This window comes from Lysinibacillus sp. JNUCC-52, from assembly GCF_015999545.1.
GTDB lineage: Bacteria > Bacillota > Bacilli > Bacillales_A > Planococcaceae > Lysinibacillus.
Window position 1 is genome coordinate 1,757,514 of sequence record NZ_CP065546.1, and the last position, 17,039, is coordinate 1,774,552.

Annotated in this window: 16 protein-coding genes; 1 reads left to right on the plus strand and 15 read right to left on the minus strand. The window is 38.7% G+C overall.

Annotated elements, in window-relative coordinates; translation table 11 throughout:
- Positions 1 to 8 precede the first annotated feature (8 nt).
- The 15 genes from ftsW to JNUCC52_RS09090 form a co-directional block, all read right to left on the minus strand.
- Positions 9 to 1,088: a putative lipid II flippase FtsW gene (ftsW, locus tag JNUCC52_RS09020; protein WP_173477856.1), complete on the minus strand. Its 1,080-nt coding sequence runs from the start codon at positions 1,086 to 1,088 to the stop codon at positions 9 to 11.
- 40 nt (positions 1,089 to 1,128) lie between these two features.
- Entirely contained in the window at positions 1,129 to 2,478 is a 1,350-nt protein-coding gene (gene murD, locus JNUCC52_RS09025; protein ID WP_173477857.1) for a UDP-N-acetylmuramoyl-L-alanine--D-glutamate ligase, read from the minus strand.
- On the minus strand, positions 2,475 to 3,449 hold the full coding sequence (gene mraY, locus JNUCC52_RS09030) for a phospho-N-acetylmuramoyl-pentapeptide-transferase (RefSeq protein ID WP_173477858.1): 975 nt from the start codon (positions 3,447 to 3,449) through the stop codon (positions 2,475 to 2,477). The genes murD and mraY overlap by 4 nt, the downstream gene beginning before the upstream one ends.
- A 125-nt stretch (positions 3,450 to 3,574) precedes the next feature.
- On the minus strand, positions 3,575 to 5,491 hold the full coding sequence (locus tag JNUCC52_RS09035) for a stage V sporulation protein D (protein WP_173477859.1): 1,917 nt from the start codon (positions 5,489 to 5,491) through the stop codon (positions 3,575 to 3,577).
- Positions 5,492 to 5,549: 58 nt separating this feature from the next.
- Positions 5,550 to 7,760 (minus strand): penicillin-binding protein, encoded by a 2,211-nt coding sequence (locus tag JNUCC52_RS09040; protein WP_337981942.1) that lies wholly within the window; start codon positions 7,758 to 7,760, stop codon positions 5,550 to 5,552.
- Positions 7,757 to 8,125, minus strand: coding sequence for a cell division protein FtsL (ftsL, locus tag JNUCC52_RS09045; RefSeq protein WP_173477861.1), 369 nt, complete (start codon positions 8,123 to 8,125; stop codon positions 7,757 to 7,759). Before ftsL ends, JNUCC52_RS09040 begins: the two co-directional genes overlap by 4 nt.
- Positions 8,126 to 9,076, minus strand: a complete 951-nt coding sequence (gene rsmH / locus JNUCC52_RS09050; protein ID WP_173477862.1) for a 16S rRNA (cytosine(1402)-N(4))-methyltransferase RsmH — start codon at positions 9,074 to 9,076, stop codon at positions 8,126 to 8,128.
- A gap of 60 nt (positions 9,077 to 9,136) precedes the next feature.
- On the minus strand, positions 9,137 to 9,568 hold the full coding sequence (mraZ, locus tag JNUCC52_RS09055) for a division/cell wall cluster transcriptional repressor MraZ (protein ID WP_139860193.1): 432 nt from the start codon (positions 9,566 to 9,568) through the stop codon (positions 9,137 to 9,139).
- A gap of 253 nt (positions 9,569 to 9,821) precedes the next feature.
- Entirely contained in the window at positions 9,822 to 11,438 is a 1,617-nt protein-coding gene (gene bshC / locus JNUCC52_RS09060; protein WP_337981943.1) for a bacillithiol biosynthesis cysteine-adding enzyme BshC, read from the minus strand.
- Between the two features lie 99 nt (positions 11,439 to 11,537).
- On the minus strand, positions 11,538 to 11,933 hold the full coding sequence (locus JNUCC52_RS09065) for a DUF3397 domain-containing protein (RefSeq protein ID WP_139860190.1): 396 nt from the start codon (positions 11,931 to 11,933) through the stop codon (positions 11,538 to 11,540).
- Positions 11,930 to 12,832 carry a ketopantoate reductase family protein gene (locus JNUCC52_RS09070; protein WP_337981944.1) on the minus strand — a complete coding sequence of 301 codons (903 nt, stop codon included), beginning with the start codon at positions 12,830 to 12,832 and terminating at the stop codon, positions 11,930 to 11,932. Before JNUCC52_RS09070 ends, JNUCC52_RS09065 begins: the two co-directional genes overlap by 4 nt.
- A gap of 388 nt (positions 12,833 to 13,220) precedes the next feature.
- Positions 13,221 to 13,598: a transcriptional regulator gene (locus tag JNUCC52_RS09075; RefSeq protein WP_173477864.1), complete on the minus strand. Its 378-nt coding sequence runs from the start codon at positions 13,596 to 13,598 to the stop codon at positions 13,221 to 13,223.
- 110 nt (positions 13,599 to 13,708) lie between these two features.
- Complete coding sequence (locus JNUCC52_RS09080; RefSeq protein WP_337981945.1) at positions 13,709 to 14,476, minus strand: enoyl-CoA hydratase/isomerase family protein; 768 nt, start codon at positions 14,474 to 14,476, stop codon at positions 13,709 to 13,711.
- Between the two features lie 225 nt (positions 14,477 to 14,701).
- Complete coding sequence (gene rpmF, locus JNUCC52_RS09085; protein WP_010858320.1) at positions 14,702 to 14,875, minus strand: 50S ribosomal protein L32; 174 nt, start codon at positions 14,873 to 14,875, stop codon at positions 14,702 to 14,704.
- 24 nt (positions 14,876 to 14,899) lie between these two features.
- Positions 14,900 to 15,433: a YceD family protein gene (locus tag JNUCC52_RS09090; protein ID WP_337981946.1), complete on the minus strand. Its 534-nt coding sequence runs from the start codon at positions 15,431 to 15,433 to the stop codon at positions 14,900 to 14,902.
- Positions 15,434 to 15,692: 259 nt separating this feature from the next.
- On the opposite strand from JNUCC52_RS09090, the gene JNUCC52_RS09095 reads away from it, so the two are divergent.
- Positions 15,693 to 16,904, plus strand: a complete 1,212-nt coding sequence (locus JNUCC52_RS09095; protein WP_139860424.1) for a nucleotidyltransferase — start codon at positions 15,693 to 15,695, stop codon at positions 16,902 to 16,904.
- Positions 16,905 to 17,039 lie beyond the last annotated feature (135 nt).

A 17,039-nucleotide genomic window follows, 5' to 3' on the forward strand; every position in this document is an offset into this window, starting at 1 on the left:
CTTTATATTTATTTCGCTAATTGATAAATAATACCTATTATTAACCACATTGTTACTAAAGATGTTCCACCATAGCTAATAAAAGGTAATGTGACACCCGTTACAGGAACCAATCCGATAACGACAGCTATATTTAAAAACGCCTGTACAGTTAACATTGTCACAAGTCCAATAATGGCATAATAGGATGTTCGTGTTTTAGCCTGTACCGCAAATTTATAACCAGCGTATATTGTCAGTACAAATAGTGCTAAAATAACGAGCCCACCTACCAAACCAATTTCTTCTAAAATAATCGCGTAAATAAAATCATTTTGCGGCTCAGGTAAATAAAGAAATTTTTGCCTACTTTGACCAAAGCCATGTCCAAAAATCCCAGCAGGGCCAATTGCCATTAAAGATTGTACAGCTTGAAATCCACTTACTAATGGGTCTGCCCAAGGATCGAGAAACGCTTCAATACGTTTAAGTCGATACGGGGCTGTTGCAATCAACCCAACTAATCCAGCAACTCCAGCTACCATTATCATCGCATAAAGCTTTAATGGATACCCTGCCACAAATAACAATAAAAAAACTGATACTACAAGTATAAATACAGAGCCAAAATCAGGCTGAAGCATTATTAATACAACGGGTAATACCACGATTACAGCATGTCGCCAATTAACGATTGGCGTACCAGTTTTGTGCTGCGCCAATATATGACTGATGTACACTAGCACTGTAATTTTCGTTAGTTCAGCAGGCTGTATCGTTAAAGGGCCTACACCAATCCAGCTTTGAGACCCATTTCGTTCAAGTCCAATGCCTGGTATCAGTACAAGGACTAGTAACACTAACGAAAAAATATACGCCATTTTCCAAAAGGATTGCTCTTTTAATATGTTTAATCGAATGGTAATAAAAAACACTACGATGCCTACCACAAAATACATACTTTGTTTCATATAAAACGGCATCTTTCCACTATAATGAACGGCACTCCAATAGGTACCTGCAGAATAGACGAAAATAATGCCGATTATTGATAGCATCAATGTTGTGACGAGCAATAAATAGCTTTCTTTCCCTCTCAGTAATGCCATCCTTCCACATCAAGTATATTCTAAAATAGTTACAGGCTCATTACAGCTTCATTACAGCATCAATAAAAACATCGCCACGTATTTCAAAGCTGTCATATTGATCCCAACTTGCACAAGCTGGTGATAGTAGAATAATGTCTCCTTCTGCCGACATCGGCGCAGCATAATGAACAGCATCTTCTACATTTTGAGCAATGACCGTTTGCGAAACCCCACAAGACTTAGCGAATTCCACAAAACGTAAGCCCGTTTCACCGAACGCCACAACGCCTTTTACATGCCCCATACAAGGTCGTAGTTCTTCAAAAGAATGTCCGCGGTCTAAACCACCCGCAAGTAAAATTACAGGCGCTTGGAATGCGTCTAAAGCACTTTTTGTTGCTAAGCAATTTGTTGCTTTAGAGTCATTGTATATTTTTCGACCATTCCACTCGCGGACAAATTGTGTACGGTGACGAACACCGCCAAACTTTGCTAAAACTTCTTCCATTTTTGCTTTGTCACAGCCAATTAATATACAAGCTGCTACAGCTGCAAGAATATTTTCTAGATTGTGTTTACCAGGCAGCGCAATATTCGCTCGATCCATAAATGGCTCACCTTGCCAATAGATTGTCGTATCATCAGCGCTAATCCCTTGTTCAGTGCGTCCATTAGAAGAAAAAGGCACTTTTTTTGCATTGGATTTTGCAGCATAACCTACAACAATTGGCTGATCCGCATTATAAATGAAATAATCATTTTCATCCTGATTTCGTGTTACACCAAACTTTGCTTCAGCATAGTTATCAAATGTCCCATGATAATCAAGATGGGCATCATAAAGATTTGTTAAAATAGAAATTTTTGGTTTAAAAGTTTTTGTACCCATAAGCTGGAACGATGAAAGTTCCGTAACGATAACGTTATCTTCTTGTGCCTCTCTTGCTACACCGCAGGCTACTGTGCCGATATTCCCTGCGATTAATGGTTTTTTCGCACCATTTTCTAACATCTCAAAAATTAATGTTGTGGTTGTCGTTTTACCATTAGATCCTGTAATACCTATAAATGGTGCTTCGCTAATTAAATAAGCAAGCTCTATTTCTGTCCAAACAGGTATTTCGCGACTAATTGCATCCGCTACAATTTTATTGCTATAAGGGATACCAGGGTTTTTAACAACTAGCTCAAATCCTTCATCAAGTAAATCCTCTGGATGACGACCACAAATAACCGTAATGCCTTTTTGCAGTAGACCTTGCGCATCAGGGCTTTCATCAAATGGCTTTGAATCATTGACTGTTACAAAGGCGCCAAGCTCATGTAAAATCTCCGCTGCTGCCACACCACTTTTAGCTAGGCCTAAAACAAGGACTTTTTTATGTTGTAAATCTGTATATTCTCTCATAAGAACGCCTCCGATAAGACTGCAATCAATGCTACTGCTAAAGCAGTTGACCAAAATACAAGTACAACTTTCCATTCTGACCAACCTGATAATTCAAAATGATGGTGGATAGGACTCATTTTAAATATCCGTTTTTTACGAATTTTAAAGCTACCCACCTGTAAAATAACAGAAAGTGTTTCGATGACAAACACTAAGCCAACTAATAGTAGTAAAAACTCTTCTTTAACTAATACCGATACCATGGCTAGCGCACCACCTAGTGCAAGTGAGCCAGTATCTCCCATAAATACTTTTGCAGGGTTTGCATTGAAAAGTAAAAATCCTAATAATGCACCTGTTACTGCAAATGTAAATAACGCGATATCTGCTTGACTTTGGAATAGTGCAATAACACCAAATGCCGCAAAAGCAATCGATGCCGTCCCTGCCACAAGACCGTCCAAACCATCTGTTAGGTTGACAGCATTGGAAAACCCAACTAACCAGAAAATCAAAAAGGCTACATAAAATACACCTAGATCAATTGTAAAATCTGTAAAAGGAATGGCTAAAGTTGTATCAAAAGAACTGAAGTGCAATAGGAAGTATGCAAGTATCGCAATAACGATTTGCCCTACTAACTTTTGAATCGATGTTAAACCTAAGTTACGTTTAAAAATGACCTTCAGGCCATCATCTAAAAAGCCAATTAATCCGAAACCTGCAAGTACAAGTAGAAGGACCACCGTTTGCGTTGTTAATAAATCTAAAAAGCTTCCAATCGCCACCGTTGTGAGAATGATGGCTATTAAAAAGATAATGCCGCCCATAGTCGGTGTGCCAGCTTTTTTCATGTGTGATTTTGGTCCTTCTTCACGAATACTTTGCCCAAACTTCAATCGACGAAGAAGCGGAATACTAATTGGTGCCAAGATAACTGTTACTATAAAAGCAATAGCTAAAATGGTAAGTGTTGTTGCGAGTTTCATTGAAAAATCTCCTTTAAATCTTGTTTCACTTTCTTCTTCACGAAAAAAGTACAAACCCTCATATATTTATTACTACCCTTCATAATAATAGTGGTTCTTTCCCTTTTTTTAAAGGTAAAGTTACGTTAGTTCACTAAATATAAATGAATGGTGCCATCTTGCTTGATAACACTATCCACTTCAGGTAATTGACTACCAATTTTAGTCCCTTCCCCATGCCATTCAATGCGGAATGGATAATGTTGCTTGGCAATATCATCCTTCGTTTGTCCTATGAAACTCGGTACTTTCACAGTAAGTGGGTCACCCCAACGATAATCTTTTTCAAGCTGTTCCTTCGATTTTTCAATGCCAACAAATGGTGCTGCATCTTCAATAATTTGGCCGACGATTGGAGCTGCTACAACACCACCAAATTGTGTTGTCTTTTTCGGATTATCCACTGCTACATACACGACAATTTGTGGATTGTCTGCAGGCGCAAATCCTATAAATGATACGATATATTCACCATCTTTATACCGCCCATTTTCAACTTTTTGAGCTGTACCTGTTTTGCCTCCAATACGCAGACCATCTCGATATGCTTGTCGACCTGACCCTTTCGCAACAACCGACTCTAATGCCTCACGTACTTTTGCAGATGTTTCCTCACGAATTACTTGCCTTTTAATAACTGGTTCTGTTTCATTAATCGTTTCCCCAGTATCTGGGTTAAAGATTTTTTTCACAACATATGGCGTATAGAGCTTGCCCCCATTGACGGCTGCAGCTACTGCTTGCACTTGTTGGATTGGTGTAACTGCTACACCTTGACCGAATGAGGTTGTCGCTTGTTCCACAGGGCCAAATGCGTCTTTAGAAAACAATATCCCTGAAGCTTCACCAGCTATGTTGGAACCAGTTTTTTCTCCAAAACCAAAGTCTTTAATATACTGTAATAATTTTTCTCCGCCTAAGCGTTGACCTAATTCAATAAAGCCTGGGTTACAAGAATTTTGTACGACTTCTAAAAATGTTTCATGCCCATGACCTTCACGCTTCCAGCAGCGCAATCTAGCACCTGCAACCATTGTATAACCTTGATCGTAAAATGTATCTTTTTCTAAATCTACCAAGTTCTCTTCTAGAGCGGCACTGAGTGTAATAATTTTGAAAGTTGAACCTGGCTCATATGTCATCCAAACAGGTAAATTTCGGTTATAAATAACAGGCTCGACTAACTGATATTCTGCAGGATGAAAAGTTGGATATGAGGCTAAAGCTAGTATTTCCCCAGTATTTGGATTCATAGCAATCGCCATTGCTTGGTCAGCTTCATAGCGTTCCATTGCTTGTGATAGCTCACGTTCAACAACTTGCTGAACATCTACATCAATTGTTAGCTCTATCGTTGCGCCATCTTCTCCAGCTTTCCATGCACTTGCGACATTTGGTAAGTTATTACCTTTCGCATCTGTGAAAAGCCGTATGGCAGAAGAATTTGCTTGTAACAGCTTGTCGTATTCATATTCTATCCCAGCTAGCCCTTGCGCATCATAACCTGTAAAACCTAAAAAGCGAGATAGTAGCGTACCATACGGATATTCCCTTGAGTAATCTACACCACTATATAGTCCTTCAATTTGCATCCCTTGCAATTCAACAGCCTTCTCATAGGAAATATTTTTCCCTTCAGGCGCTAGCTTTACTAAGTACGCCTTTTTCTGCATCTTTTCCAACAGTTTTTGTTCATCTACTTCAAGTACTTGTGCAATTTTCGCTGCCGCTCCTGCAATATCTTTGCTTTGTGACGGCATAAAATACAGTGTAGGAGCTAGCTTGTTCGTCACAATACTGTTACCATCTCGGTCCGTAATATGTCCGCGTTCATTTGCAAATGGAATTTCACGATCCCAGTTCTCTTCTGCTTTTTGCGTTAACTCTTTTTGGTCAAACACTTGCAAAACAAATAACCGAATGACAATTGCAACCGCTACACACATAAACAAAACATATAAAATACGTAAACGCTTTTTGGAATGGATAGAAATCCACTTCATTCGACATCACACCTTGTTTTTTACAACGTATGAAATAAAGTGGACTTCTATTCAGTGACTATTCATCATCTACTTGTTCAACTTCTCCTTCAGATGGCGCTTCTACGTCTTGTACAAAGCTTTCAGCAGGTGTTTTCAATTTCACTACAATAGGTGAACTATCTGAAATCACCGTACCTGCAGATACACTTTGACTGACTGCAAAGCCCTCTCCAACAACTTCAATCTGAAGACCTGACATTGATTTGAAAACTAATAGATTACGCAACGACCAATCAGTAAAGTTTGGTAGCGCGATATCACCTTCAGTTTTTAAAAATACAAAACTTCCTTTTACAAGCTTTTGTCCACCTTTTGGATATTGCTCTATAATTTTTCCACCAGTCCCGACAATAATAGGATTCAATCCATCATTTGCTAGCTCTACCTGAATAGCTTCTGCATTTTGACCAGTATAATCATTTATATTTACATGATCTACATGCTGTACATCGTCTGGACTAATATTTAAATGTTTTAAACTATTGAGCATAACAGGCTTAAATATTTTTGACACAGGTACCGAGCCCAGTTCCCCTTTAAGCTTTGGTCTATCAACTGAAACATACATAATTAGTTGTGGATCATCATATGGTGCCATTCCTAAAAATGAATACAAGTACTCGTTATTAAGATATCCACCATTTTCTTTAGGAATTTGGGCAGTACCCGTTTTTCCTGCTACTTGATATTCATCGAGTACAAAATCCTTCGCTGTCCCGTATTCTGCCGTTAATGTTGAAGCAAGTATTTCGCGTACTTGTTTCGCTGTATCTGCCGAAACAGGCTGTCCCTTTTCAACAGGCTCATGCTGTTGAATCGTTTCATCCGTTGCTGAATCTACAATTCTATCAATAACATATGGCTGCATCATCTTACCATCATTGGCAATCGCAGTCATCGCTTGTATAAGCTGTATCGGTGTCACTGTTGAACCTTGACCATATGTCGTTGTCACTCGTTGAATAGGATACTTCGATAAAATAGTACCCGTTGCTTCATTCGGTAAATCAATCCCTGTTTTCTTACCAAAACCGAATTTATCTAAATAATCTAAAAATACTTCATCGCCAATGCTTTTTAATAAATTGGCCATCGCTGTATTTGATGAACGTTGAAAACCTTGTAGATAGGAAATCTTACCCCACCCAACTTTATTATGATCTCGAATTGTTCTATCATGCACAGTGTATTGCCCTGACATATACTCATCATATGGCGCCCATTTATCAGTATCGATAGCAGAAGCAAGTGTGAACGTCTTCATCGTTGACCCTGGTTCAATTGTTTCCTCTGTTACGGCATTGAGCCATTTCATATTCGAACTATCTCGTGTATCGGGGTTGAAAGTCGGACGCTGTGACATCGCTAAAATTTTCCCAGTTTTCGGCTCAGCTACTACAACTATCATAGATTCTGGATTATACTCCTGCTCTACTTGCGTCATCGCATCCTCTACGAAACTTTGAATAGTTTTATCAATCGTCAAAAAGATATTATTGCCGTCTTTAGCAGGTGTAACCATTTTTTCACTATTCGGCAATAAATAACTAAAAGCGTCTGTTTGATATTTAACCTTGCCGTTGACACCCGTTAATTCCTTGTCATACGTAAGCTCTAAACCCATTTTCCCTTTCGTCGTTACAGTTCCATCCTTATTATCCTCTTTCAATGCAAAGCCTATTAGATGCGAAGCAAAAATACCGTTTGGATAATAGCGTTTTAAATCGCTAACAAACAAAATTCCAGGTAATTTCAAGTCCTTAATTTTGGTCATTACTTCATGGTTAATGCCCCTGCCCGCAACGCCAAACTCCACCTGATATGGCAGTGTTCCATCACTGCGCAGCTTTGTTAGCCGCTTATAAATATCATCTTTTTCCATCGGTATATATTCTTCTAAAACTTCCGCCGTTTTTTCAGGATCTACAACATGATGTGGATTCTTTTCATCTGTAGTAGCCTTATCGCTGACTACAGCTATCAATCGATAACTGAGAGTATCTTCTGCAATAACTTGTCCATTTCTATCTAATATTTTCCCTCGGTTTGCTGTTATTGCACTTTCCTTGTTATATTTAGCTGCTGCCTTTGCAGCAAGCGCTTGTCCTTCAACTTCACCTGTCGCCTGCAACGTAATCATTCTCGTAAATAATAGAAAAAAGAGCCCTCCATAAAAAACTAGTAATAGAAAGGCTCCCCATTGGAATCGAAATCGCTTTTTTTTCATTCTCCCGGCACTACCTTTACATTTTTCTCATTTTGAGTTAAACCGAGTTCTTTTGCTTTTTTCCATATATTTTCGTATGTAGAAAGTTCACTTACACGAACTGTCAAGTCAACATTCTGTTTTGCAATCTCATCTGCCTCTGCTTCGATTTTTTGAATGTCCATGCTTGTCGTTTGAATTGCTGCTTGGTTGTTCAACACTAGTACTGACAATACAACAATAATGCTTACTAGTGCTAATAGCATCATCTTTTCAAACTTCTGGTTCGTTTTTTTACGACGTATGATAGTGGGTTGTGGACTAGGTGGTGTTAACGGTTGTTGCACATGTTGCTGTTGGTGCTGCCTTACACGAACTGCTGCCATTTACTCACGCCCTTTGTCGTTAATTTTCTCCACCACTCTAAGCTTTGCTGAACGTGCTCGATTGTTTACTGCTAATTCTTCCTCAGAAGGTAGAATCGGCTTTCTAGATACAAGCTTTAAAGTCGGCTTCATGTCATCTGGAATTACCGGTAAATTTGGTGGTAATTCAGGTAAGGATGACGCTTCCTTAAAAATTGTCTTGCATAGGCGGTCTTCCAATGAATGGAATGTAATAACACTAATGCGTCCACCTACGTTAATCATATCAATCGCATCGACTAATGAATCCTCCGCTGCACCTAGCTCATCATTTACAGCAATACGAATTGCTTGGAAGATGCGCTTTGCAGGATGTCCCCCTTTACGGCGAGCCGCTGCTGGTATACCCTCTTTAATTAGTTCCACAAGTTGTCCCGTTGTTTCAATCGGTGCCGTTTTACGAGCCTCTTCGATTTTACGAGCTACTTGCTTAGAAAATTTTTCTTCCCCATAACGGAAGAAAATACGGACTAAATCTTCGTATGCCCATTCATTAACGACATGATACGCTGTAAGCGCAGCCGTCTGGTCCATACGCATATCAAGTGGGGCATCATGATGATAGCTAAAACCACGTTCTGGTGTATCTAATTGTGGAGAAGAAACACCTAAATCATATAAAATGCCATCTACCTCTTGGATACCAAGGGCTAATAGCTCTTCTTTTAAATAGCGGAAATTCGAATGCACAAATGTTACACGCTCTATATAAGGAGCTAAACGAACTTTCGCATTTTCAATGGCCGTTGTGTCTTGATCAAAACAAATTAGACGGCCTTTATCTGATAATTGTTGTACTAAATATTCACTGTGTCCTGCTCCACCAAGCGTACAGTCCACATATACACCATCAGGATCGATGTTCAATCCGTCAACAGTTTCTTTTAATAACACGGTTGTATGATCGAACATACCAATCGCTCCCCTCAGGCCTTTACTTTTTCAACTGACGTTTTCACGTTTAATACAAAGTTAAAAATCAAAGCCAATCATATTTTCTGCAATTTCATTAAAAGATTGTTCAGACTCTGTGAAATAAGTTTCCCAAGCATCTTTTGCCCATATTTCAATTCGATTCGAAACACCTAACACAACACATTCTTTTACTAGATGTGCGTGTTGTACTAACGTCGAAGGAATATTAATACGACCTTGCTTGTCTATTTCTACTTCCGTCGCACCTGAAAAGAAGAACCTTGCAAAAGCACGAGTATCTTTCTTTGTCATTGGTAAACCTTTTAATTTTTCTTCGAGTTTTCGCCATTCATCCATAGGATAGCCAAATAAACAATTATCAAGTCCGCGTGTCACAACAAAGGTTTCACCTAAGGCTTCACGAAATTTTGCGGGTACGATTAATCGTCCTTTTGCGTCAACAGAGTGTTGATATTCTCCCATGAACATGCTAGTCACCCCACTTTATTAAATAATGTACCACATCGCCCCACTTTCCTCCACTTTTTTTAAAAAAAACTTGACATTTTCACCTTTTATGTGTGTTTAGACCTTTAAGCGAAATTTTATTTTGTGCTAAAGGGCATAAAAAAAGAACTACCCTTAGTAGGATAGCTCTCTATTTTCCTGTTAAACCGACAAATTTCTTCAAATCTATAATTCCAACATGCCTTTAATAGTTCTAAAGATACATTTTTTATTCTTATAAATAAAGTAAATAGTGGTGATTTCCAACGCTATATGTTTTCTTGAGCATTTCATCAATTAACGTAGGTCCAAACTCATTGATATATTGATAAGGATTATAAGAACGTTCTTGGAACCCATCATTTGGATATAGCTCATTTTGTAATGTCATAAATTTACGGATAGTCGTCTCATGCTTGCTCAGCACCGTTTGTTCTACCTTTTGTTGCAAATACTCAAACTGCCTCACATGATTTTCTTTATTTTTTTCAAGTATTTTATCTAGCGACATATGTTGTTGCGCGAAATATTGCTCAAGAGTAGCGTATTTTTCTAAAACTAGTTGTTGCATCTCTAGTATTTGACGTTTCGCCTCATCATCTTGAACTTCAGCAATAAATTGCTCCTTCAACGCCGTCGCCTTGCCATCCAATACATCCGTTACTGTTAAATGATATTCACCCAATAGTTGTTCTACATGTCGTGTAACAATCGTAATATTGAGACGTGGTGCAAAAATTGGCATTTGTAAACCTAATATAGAAAAGGCATCCTTTAATGTTGCCCAATATGCAAGCTCACCTGGTCCACCAACAAACGCCAAAACAGGTAACGTCATTTCTTGCATTAATGGACGCGTTACAACATTATTACTTAATTGCTCTGTGTGTTTTTCCGCAATTGTTAATAACTCTTCACGTGAAAGTTTGATATTTGCGGCTAAATTGATAAATTGATCGTGTCGTCTTTCTAGTAAAAAACGTTCTCCATCTTTGACATAGAACAGGTTCGCTGCATCATCAGTTGCTAAAATCGGCTTCCCGTAACCAGCACTTTCCAATACCGCTTCCTTTTCCGTTACTAGTTTTGCAATTTCCTCACTATGGTTGATAAGCTGTACAAAATTATTACGTTCGTAATGACGGAAGTTCACATCTGCCGCATCAATCATGAGCAGCCCTTCTTCTTTAAACAACTCATTCATTAGTCGCGCAAAGAAATCTGTGAATGTTTCACTATTGTTCAATGCCTCCAATAGTTGATTGAACATTTTTTCAGTGTGTGCTGTTTCTCCAAAATCCTTAATGATCGTATTAATTAATTGAACCATCGCTTCTTTGTTTATGCTTGTTGTCGATGCCATTGTTTTTCTTCGCGAACGTTCACCATACGCACGTTTTTTAATATCCATATCATGCATTGTAAATGTATGGTTAATTTCCTCTAAGTCATGATCTTCTCCAGCTATCCAAAAAATAGGCACAACTGGTCGTTGAAGCTTTTCACTTTGTTCTTTTGCTAATGATATAACCGAAATTGCCTTATGAACCGAGTAAAGAGGGCCAGTTAATACACCCGCTTGTTGCCCACCGACAACCGCAACAGCTCCTTGCTCTAGTTGTTGCAAATGCTCATTCGCTTTTTCTGATAAGCCAAGCGGCTCCATAAACTGACGAATTATTGCTGTTAATTCTTTTTGGTCACACGCTCGTTGCTCCAAATATTTCGCCCGCTTTTCAAACGATTTATCATTATACTCATATTCAAAAAACTCATGAATGGCAGTATTTGGCGACCAATAATCTGCTAGCACACGATTTTTCACGGGTACTTGGATTGACTCCAGTTTCATTTAACACAAACTCCTCTACTCACTAAATCATCGTATTCCTTGTAAACATTTTAATGCTATTATTTTAACGCTTCTGTCTCCAACATGAAAAGAAAATGCTTATACAGAGTGTAAATATTCTACAACAGATTGAATCATGCCGACTATACAAATCAAAATATATGCTGCGCTAAGTACTAAAAATAAAAAACGCCAAATTTTCCGCAGTAGCGGCTTTACCTCAATTTCTCTTTTTGTACGCCAGTCTATATATGTAAAAACAATTGCCAGTATTATTGCTAGCATTATTAAAATAGCCCCAACATTCACTCCCCACAGCACTCCAATTGCCAACGGTACTGAAAAAAACAAGCAGAACGTTGTTACATCAGATGCGGCTCCAAAGGCATGGGTACCACGAATATTAACCTTTCGACTAATAACATAGACAATGCCAAATAAAAGAATTGGACAAAAAATAATAACGCTGATGACTATATGTAAAAAATCTTTCAAGATTGCCCACCGCTCTCTTCAAGCGCTAGAACTTGGTGATATAAAGTTCGCAATGTAGGTAATGGGTAACCATTTGCAGCAGCTTTTTGTAAAACTGCCCCAACAATTGTTTCTACCTCACTTTTTCTCCCTTGTATACGATCAGCTAGCATAGATGAGGTATTCGCCGCTGTTTTTTCACACAAAGCGATTACTGCTGAAAACGGAATAGTACTTTCAATGCCTTTAAAAGCCTCTGTTAGCTCTTGATATATGGTATGCATTAACAAGTATGCGTGCTTATTCGTAACTAACTCCCCATTCTTCATTTGCAAAACAGCTGTTATCGGGTTAATCATACAATTGAAAACTGCTTTTTCAAAAAGCATTTGTTCGGCGTTTTCAACCAACTCTATTGGAAATAACGGATTTTTCAAGTGTAGCAACTTTTCAAATACAACACTACTTCCACGCGCTACTCCTATTTTGCACAAACCCACGCCTCTATGTTGAACAGTTGTCAAATCAATAGTTTGCGCACCGAAAGAAACTGAGCAAAATGCAATTGTATTTTGTGGTAAGCGCAATGCCTCATCAAAATGCGCTAGACCATTTTGTACAAACAATACTGGCACTTCCTGAGGGAAACCTAATAATTGTTTATAGATATTTTGTAAATGACCATATTTTACAGCTACTACTATCAAATCTGGTCGAGGGAGCATCTCTAACTCAACGCTAGAAGCAATTTGATGGATTGTCTTTGTACCATCTATATGGACTCTCGTTATATGCTTCAAATTAAGCTCATCGGCTTGTTCTTGTCTTCTTACAACTAACGTCACATCGAAACAAGCCTCTGCTAAGAAACTAGCCATTAGCTGACCGACTGCACCAGCTCCAATAACTACTACATTCACAACGTTCGCCACCTCCACTTAATGTAAAGAGGCTATCTAAACAGTAATAAAAAAACCTTTAAACAGCCTAAACTGAAGTACTAAACAACTTCTCCAGCATTTACTTGTCTCGTTCTACAATACCATAAACACCATTTTCTTTACGCCATAGAAGGAGGTGCCTCAGAAATTCATCTGAGACACCTCCTTTTCAGGTGTTTCTATTATACAAGATTAGCTGGTGTTTATGATACAAGAATGGTTATTTTCATCCAATGTAGGTAAAATGTTGAGTCGACGTTAGCGTTTACATTCTATGACTTCTTTTGCATCATTTTCTTAAAAGACCTTACTCTTTCTTTGAAAAAGAACGTAACGATCTACTTACAATCATTTTCCCTTCGACCCGTTAATCTTTCATTAAAGAATAGCCTTGCTGTAACCACTTCACTAGCTTTTCATGTTCATTTTGTAATTCCCGATGTTTAATCTCAAGACTTTGATAAGCTTCTGTCAATTCATCAAAACTCGTTAACGCTAATTTCAAATGACTTCGCATAGATTGTTGAGGTTGATTGCGAACAGCTAAAAGCGATTGACTATATTGCCCGCGTAACGTCTTGTTCCAACGAAAACCACACGCTTGTTTTGTACGTCCGAGTTCATCCGCAGCCATTTCAAAAGCCTCTAACTGCGTTTTCCCATTTTGCACATTATGCAAGACGATTTCTGCTAATCTTTCATCGTCTTCCTTCGTCCATTGATCTTTTCTTTTTTTCAGTTCCATAATCTATCACCCTCACATTTTTTACTACTATATGCGTTATCAGGCAAAATAGAATCACAGGACGAAAAAAGACAGTGATTATGTTTGAATGTAATCACTGCCACTATACGCTATTTATTGTTCTTTTTAGTTAGAAAATTATTAACTGCCTCATGATGTGCTTCGCTCTCCCACAATTTTGCACATGTGCGAACTTCCTCCATTACACGCTCATACATATTACGTTCACGCCATTTACGAAGTTCAATTTCTTTATATGCCTTGTGCACAGAAGGATGAATTTTACGCATATGTTCAATAAAATCATTTAACGCAAGTTGCTTCGATCCCTCAAATACGCGCATCGCCCAACCAATGTCATATAGTAATTCAGCTGGATATGGCTTTGCATCCACTAGCATCTTCATTGCGCGATCATGACGTAAACCTCGTTCAAATAAGTATGTACCGCCACCCCATCCACTTGTAATTGCTAATGTCCCTTGAATAAAGCCACATTTAGCATGACTCGCCACTAAGCGAAAATCACAAGCAGTCGCTATCTCACAACCTCCACCTACAGCTGTTCCATTGATTAACGCAATCGTCGGTACTGGCAATGTAGCAAGATCATATAAAATCTCACCCATCTTACTTAACATACCAAACGCTTCATCTTCCGTTTCAAGGGAATGAAACTCCGATAAATCGCCACCTGAACAAAAGGATTTTTCCCCCGCTCCTGTCACGACTAAAAAACGTACATCGTCATGATTTTGTATATATGTAATTACTTCCCGAAGACCATTCATTACCTCATCGTTCACAGCGTTACGCTTTTCCTCACGATTTATAGTAAATGTCATAATCCCATCTTGATTGTCAATTATATAAGCCACTACTGTTCCCCCTTAGTCCCCTTCAATTATGTTTAGTGTAATCGGAGCCAACTAAAAACCCCTAAGCCCCCACTGACTACAAGTTAAATAAATTGTATCACACAATTATTATAGTACTATATAACTTTATAATATTTATTAAAAATTCTGTCACTTCACATAAACAAAAAGGCTAGTAAAGAGCCATGGTCTCTCTACTAGCCTTTTAAGTGAGCAAACACTGTATTATTTGCTTACTACTTCTTTACCTTTGTATTGTCCGCAAGCTTTGCAAACACGGTGTGATAATTTTGCTTCACCACAGTTTGGGCAAGCTACCATACCAGGTACAGATAGTTTGAAATGCGTACGACGCTTTCTTTTTGCAGTTTTAGAAGTTCTTCTAAATGGTACAGCCATTGATGGCACCTCCTTACAGATCGTCTATTCGTCTGTTTGATCAAAATACTTAGCTAAATCAGCTAGTCTTGGATCCACTTTTGGTTCGTCAGTTTTTTTGTGAAGTTCCACGTCTTCATCAGTTGCGTAAGACCAGTTTTTACCACCATGCACTTGTCCTTCGGTATTCTCTTTGAATACTTGCATTGGGACCTCAAGAAGAACTAACTCCTCAATAACTGGCTTCATGTCGATAACATCACCATCTATATAGTGAATATCACCGTCATCTTCCCCTCTTTTTTCTTCGTCAATCCAGCTGAACATTTCAACTGTCTCAACGTTGATAGGAAACTCAACATCTTCCCAAGTGCGAGCACACGGGAGTGTTAACGTAGCTGTCACAGTAAGCTGACAAGTCATTTGCGATGCACCGAATGTACATAGCCCTTTTACATGAACGGGCGAAATTGCTCGAATATCCTGGTTTCGCTCCATCACCTCATCCAATTGGACATAGGTATCGATCGGCATTCCGTCTTGACGGTATTTAGATAATTGATGAATTGACCATTTCATTCGTTTAATCACCTCGAGACAACACTGTTGATTATATAATGTGTAAAAATAGATGTCAAGATAATTTCTTGTCACCACTCGAAAACCCACCTATAATTAAGTACATCATAATTATGCTACTTAGCCACAATACACAACCTATACAAAAATTTCAATAGCAATGTGCAAAGAATAGCTAAAGGCACTATAAAACTATTTGTAGCAACCTGATTGGTCAGAAACAAGTAGCACCAAATAGAAATAAAGGGGGTTTTACGTAATGAAAGCAGTTGGTATTGTTGTTGAATATAATCCTTTTCACAATGGACATGCTTATCACTTAGAACAGGCAAAAAAAGTAGCGCAAGCAGATATAGCAATTGCTGTTATGAGCGGTACATTTTTGCAGCGCGGTGAACCTGCCATGGTAGATAAATGGACACGTACAAAAATGGCCCTCGCTAGCGGAGTTGATATTGTAATTGAGCTACCGTATGTCTATAGTACCGCACCCGCTACGGATTTCGCAAAGGGGGCGATTGCATTATTATCGGCAATTCGCTGTGATGCTTTTGCCTTCGGTAGCGAAGATGGCTCAATACAACCCTTTATGAATACGTACCAATTAATTACGAAGCACCGCACCGAATATGACGCACTTATTAAAGAAAGCGTTAAAACAGGTGTTAGCTATCCTAAAAGCTTACATTATGCCTATGAACAGCTTTCACAAAAGTTTCCTGCTACATACATTGACTTAGCACAACCAAACAATATACTAGGCTTCCATTATATTGAAGCGGCTATGACACTAGGGAGTGCTATTAAGCCTTTAACGATTCCACGTATAGCAGCAGGATATCACGACGCTATGCAGGAGGGCGCATCGATTGCAAGTGCCACTGGCATTCGTAAAGCACTTGCTACGACAGGCACATTACAAAGCGTTCGTGATGTACTCCCGCAAGCTTCCTTTCATTATTTGCAAGATTGGTATGAGCAACATAAAAATTTTGCTAGTTGGGAGGCGTTTTGGCCGTTTTTACAGTTTACCCTTATTCGGCATACAGCAAGTGAGCTAACGCGCTATGCAGAAGTAACAGAGGGCATAGAGCACGCACTACTAAAAGCAGCGAAGACGAGTAGCTCATTTAGTAGCTTTATGGAGAAAATAAAATCTAAACGCTATACATGGACACGTCTGCAACGCATGCTGACACATATTTACACTGGTTTTACGAAGGAGCAACTTAAGAGCTTCCAATCCCCTTCTACAATTCGATTACTTGGCATGAGTACGCAAGGACAAGCGTACTTAGGTATGCATAAAAAAGACTTTACATTACCGTTAATAAGTCGCGTTGCTTCTACAAATGATACTATGCTCGCTGTAGATATACACGCTGCTGAAGTATATAACTTTAGTATAGAGCAAGGGTCCCAGAAATCCCCATTACCAAAGGATTTCCAAACGCCACCAATTCGATTTTAGCAAATTAATACGATGCAACGTCTTCACAGCTGATTGAGTTATAGAGCAAACAACTACCTTAATAAACATCCAGCATAGCAAAAAGTGTTAGATTGATGGCCATCAATCTAACACTTTTTCTCTTTAAACAAACAC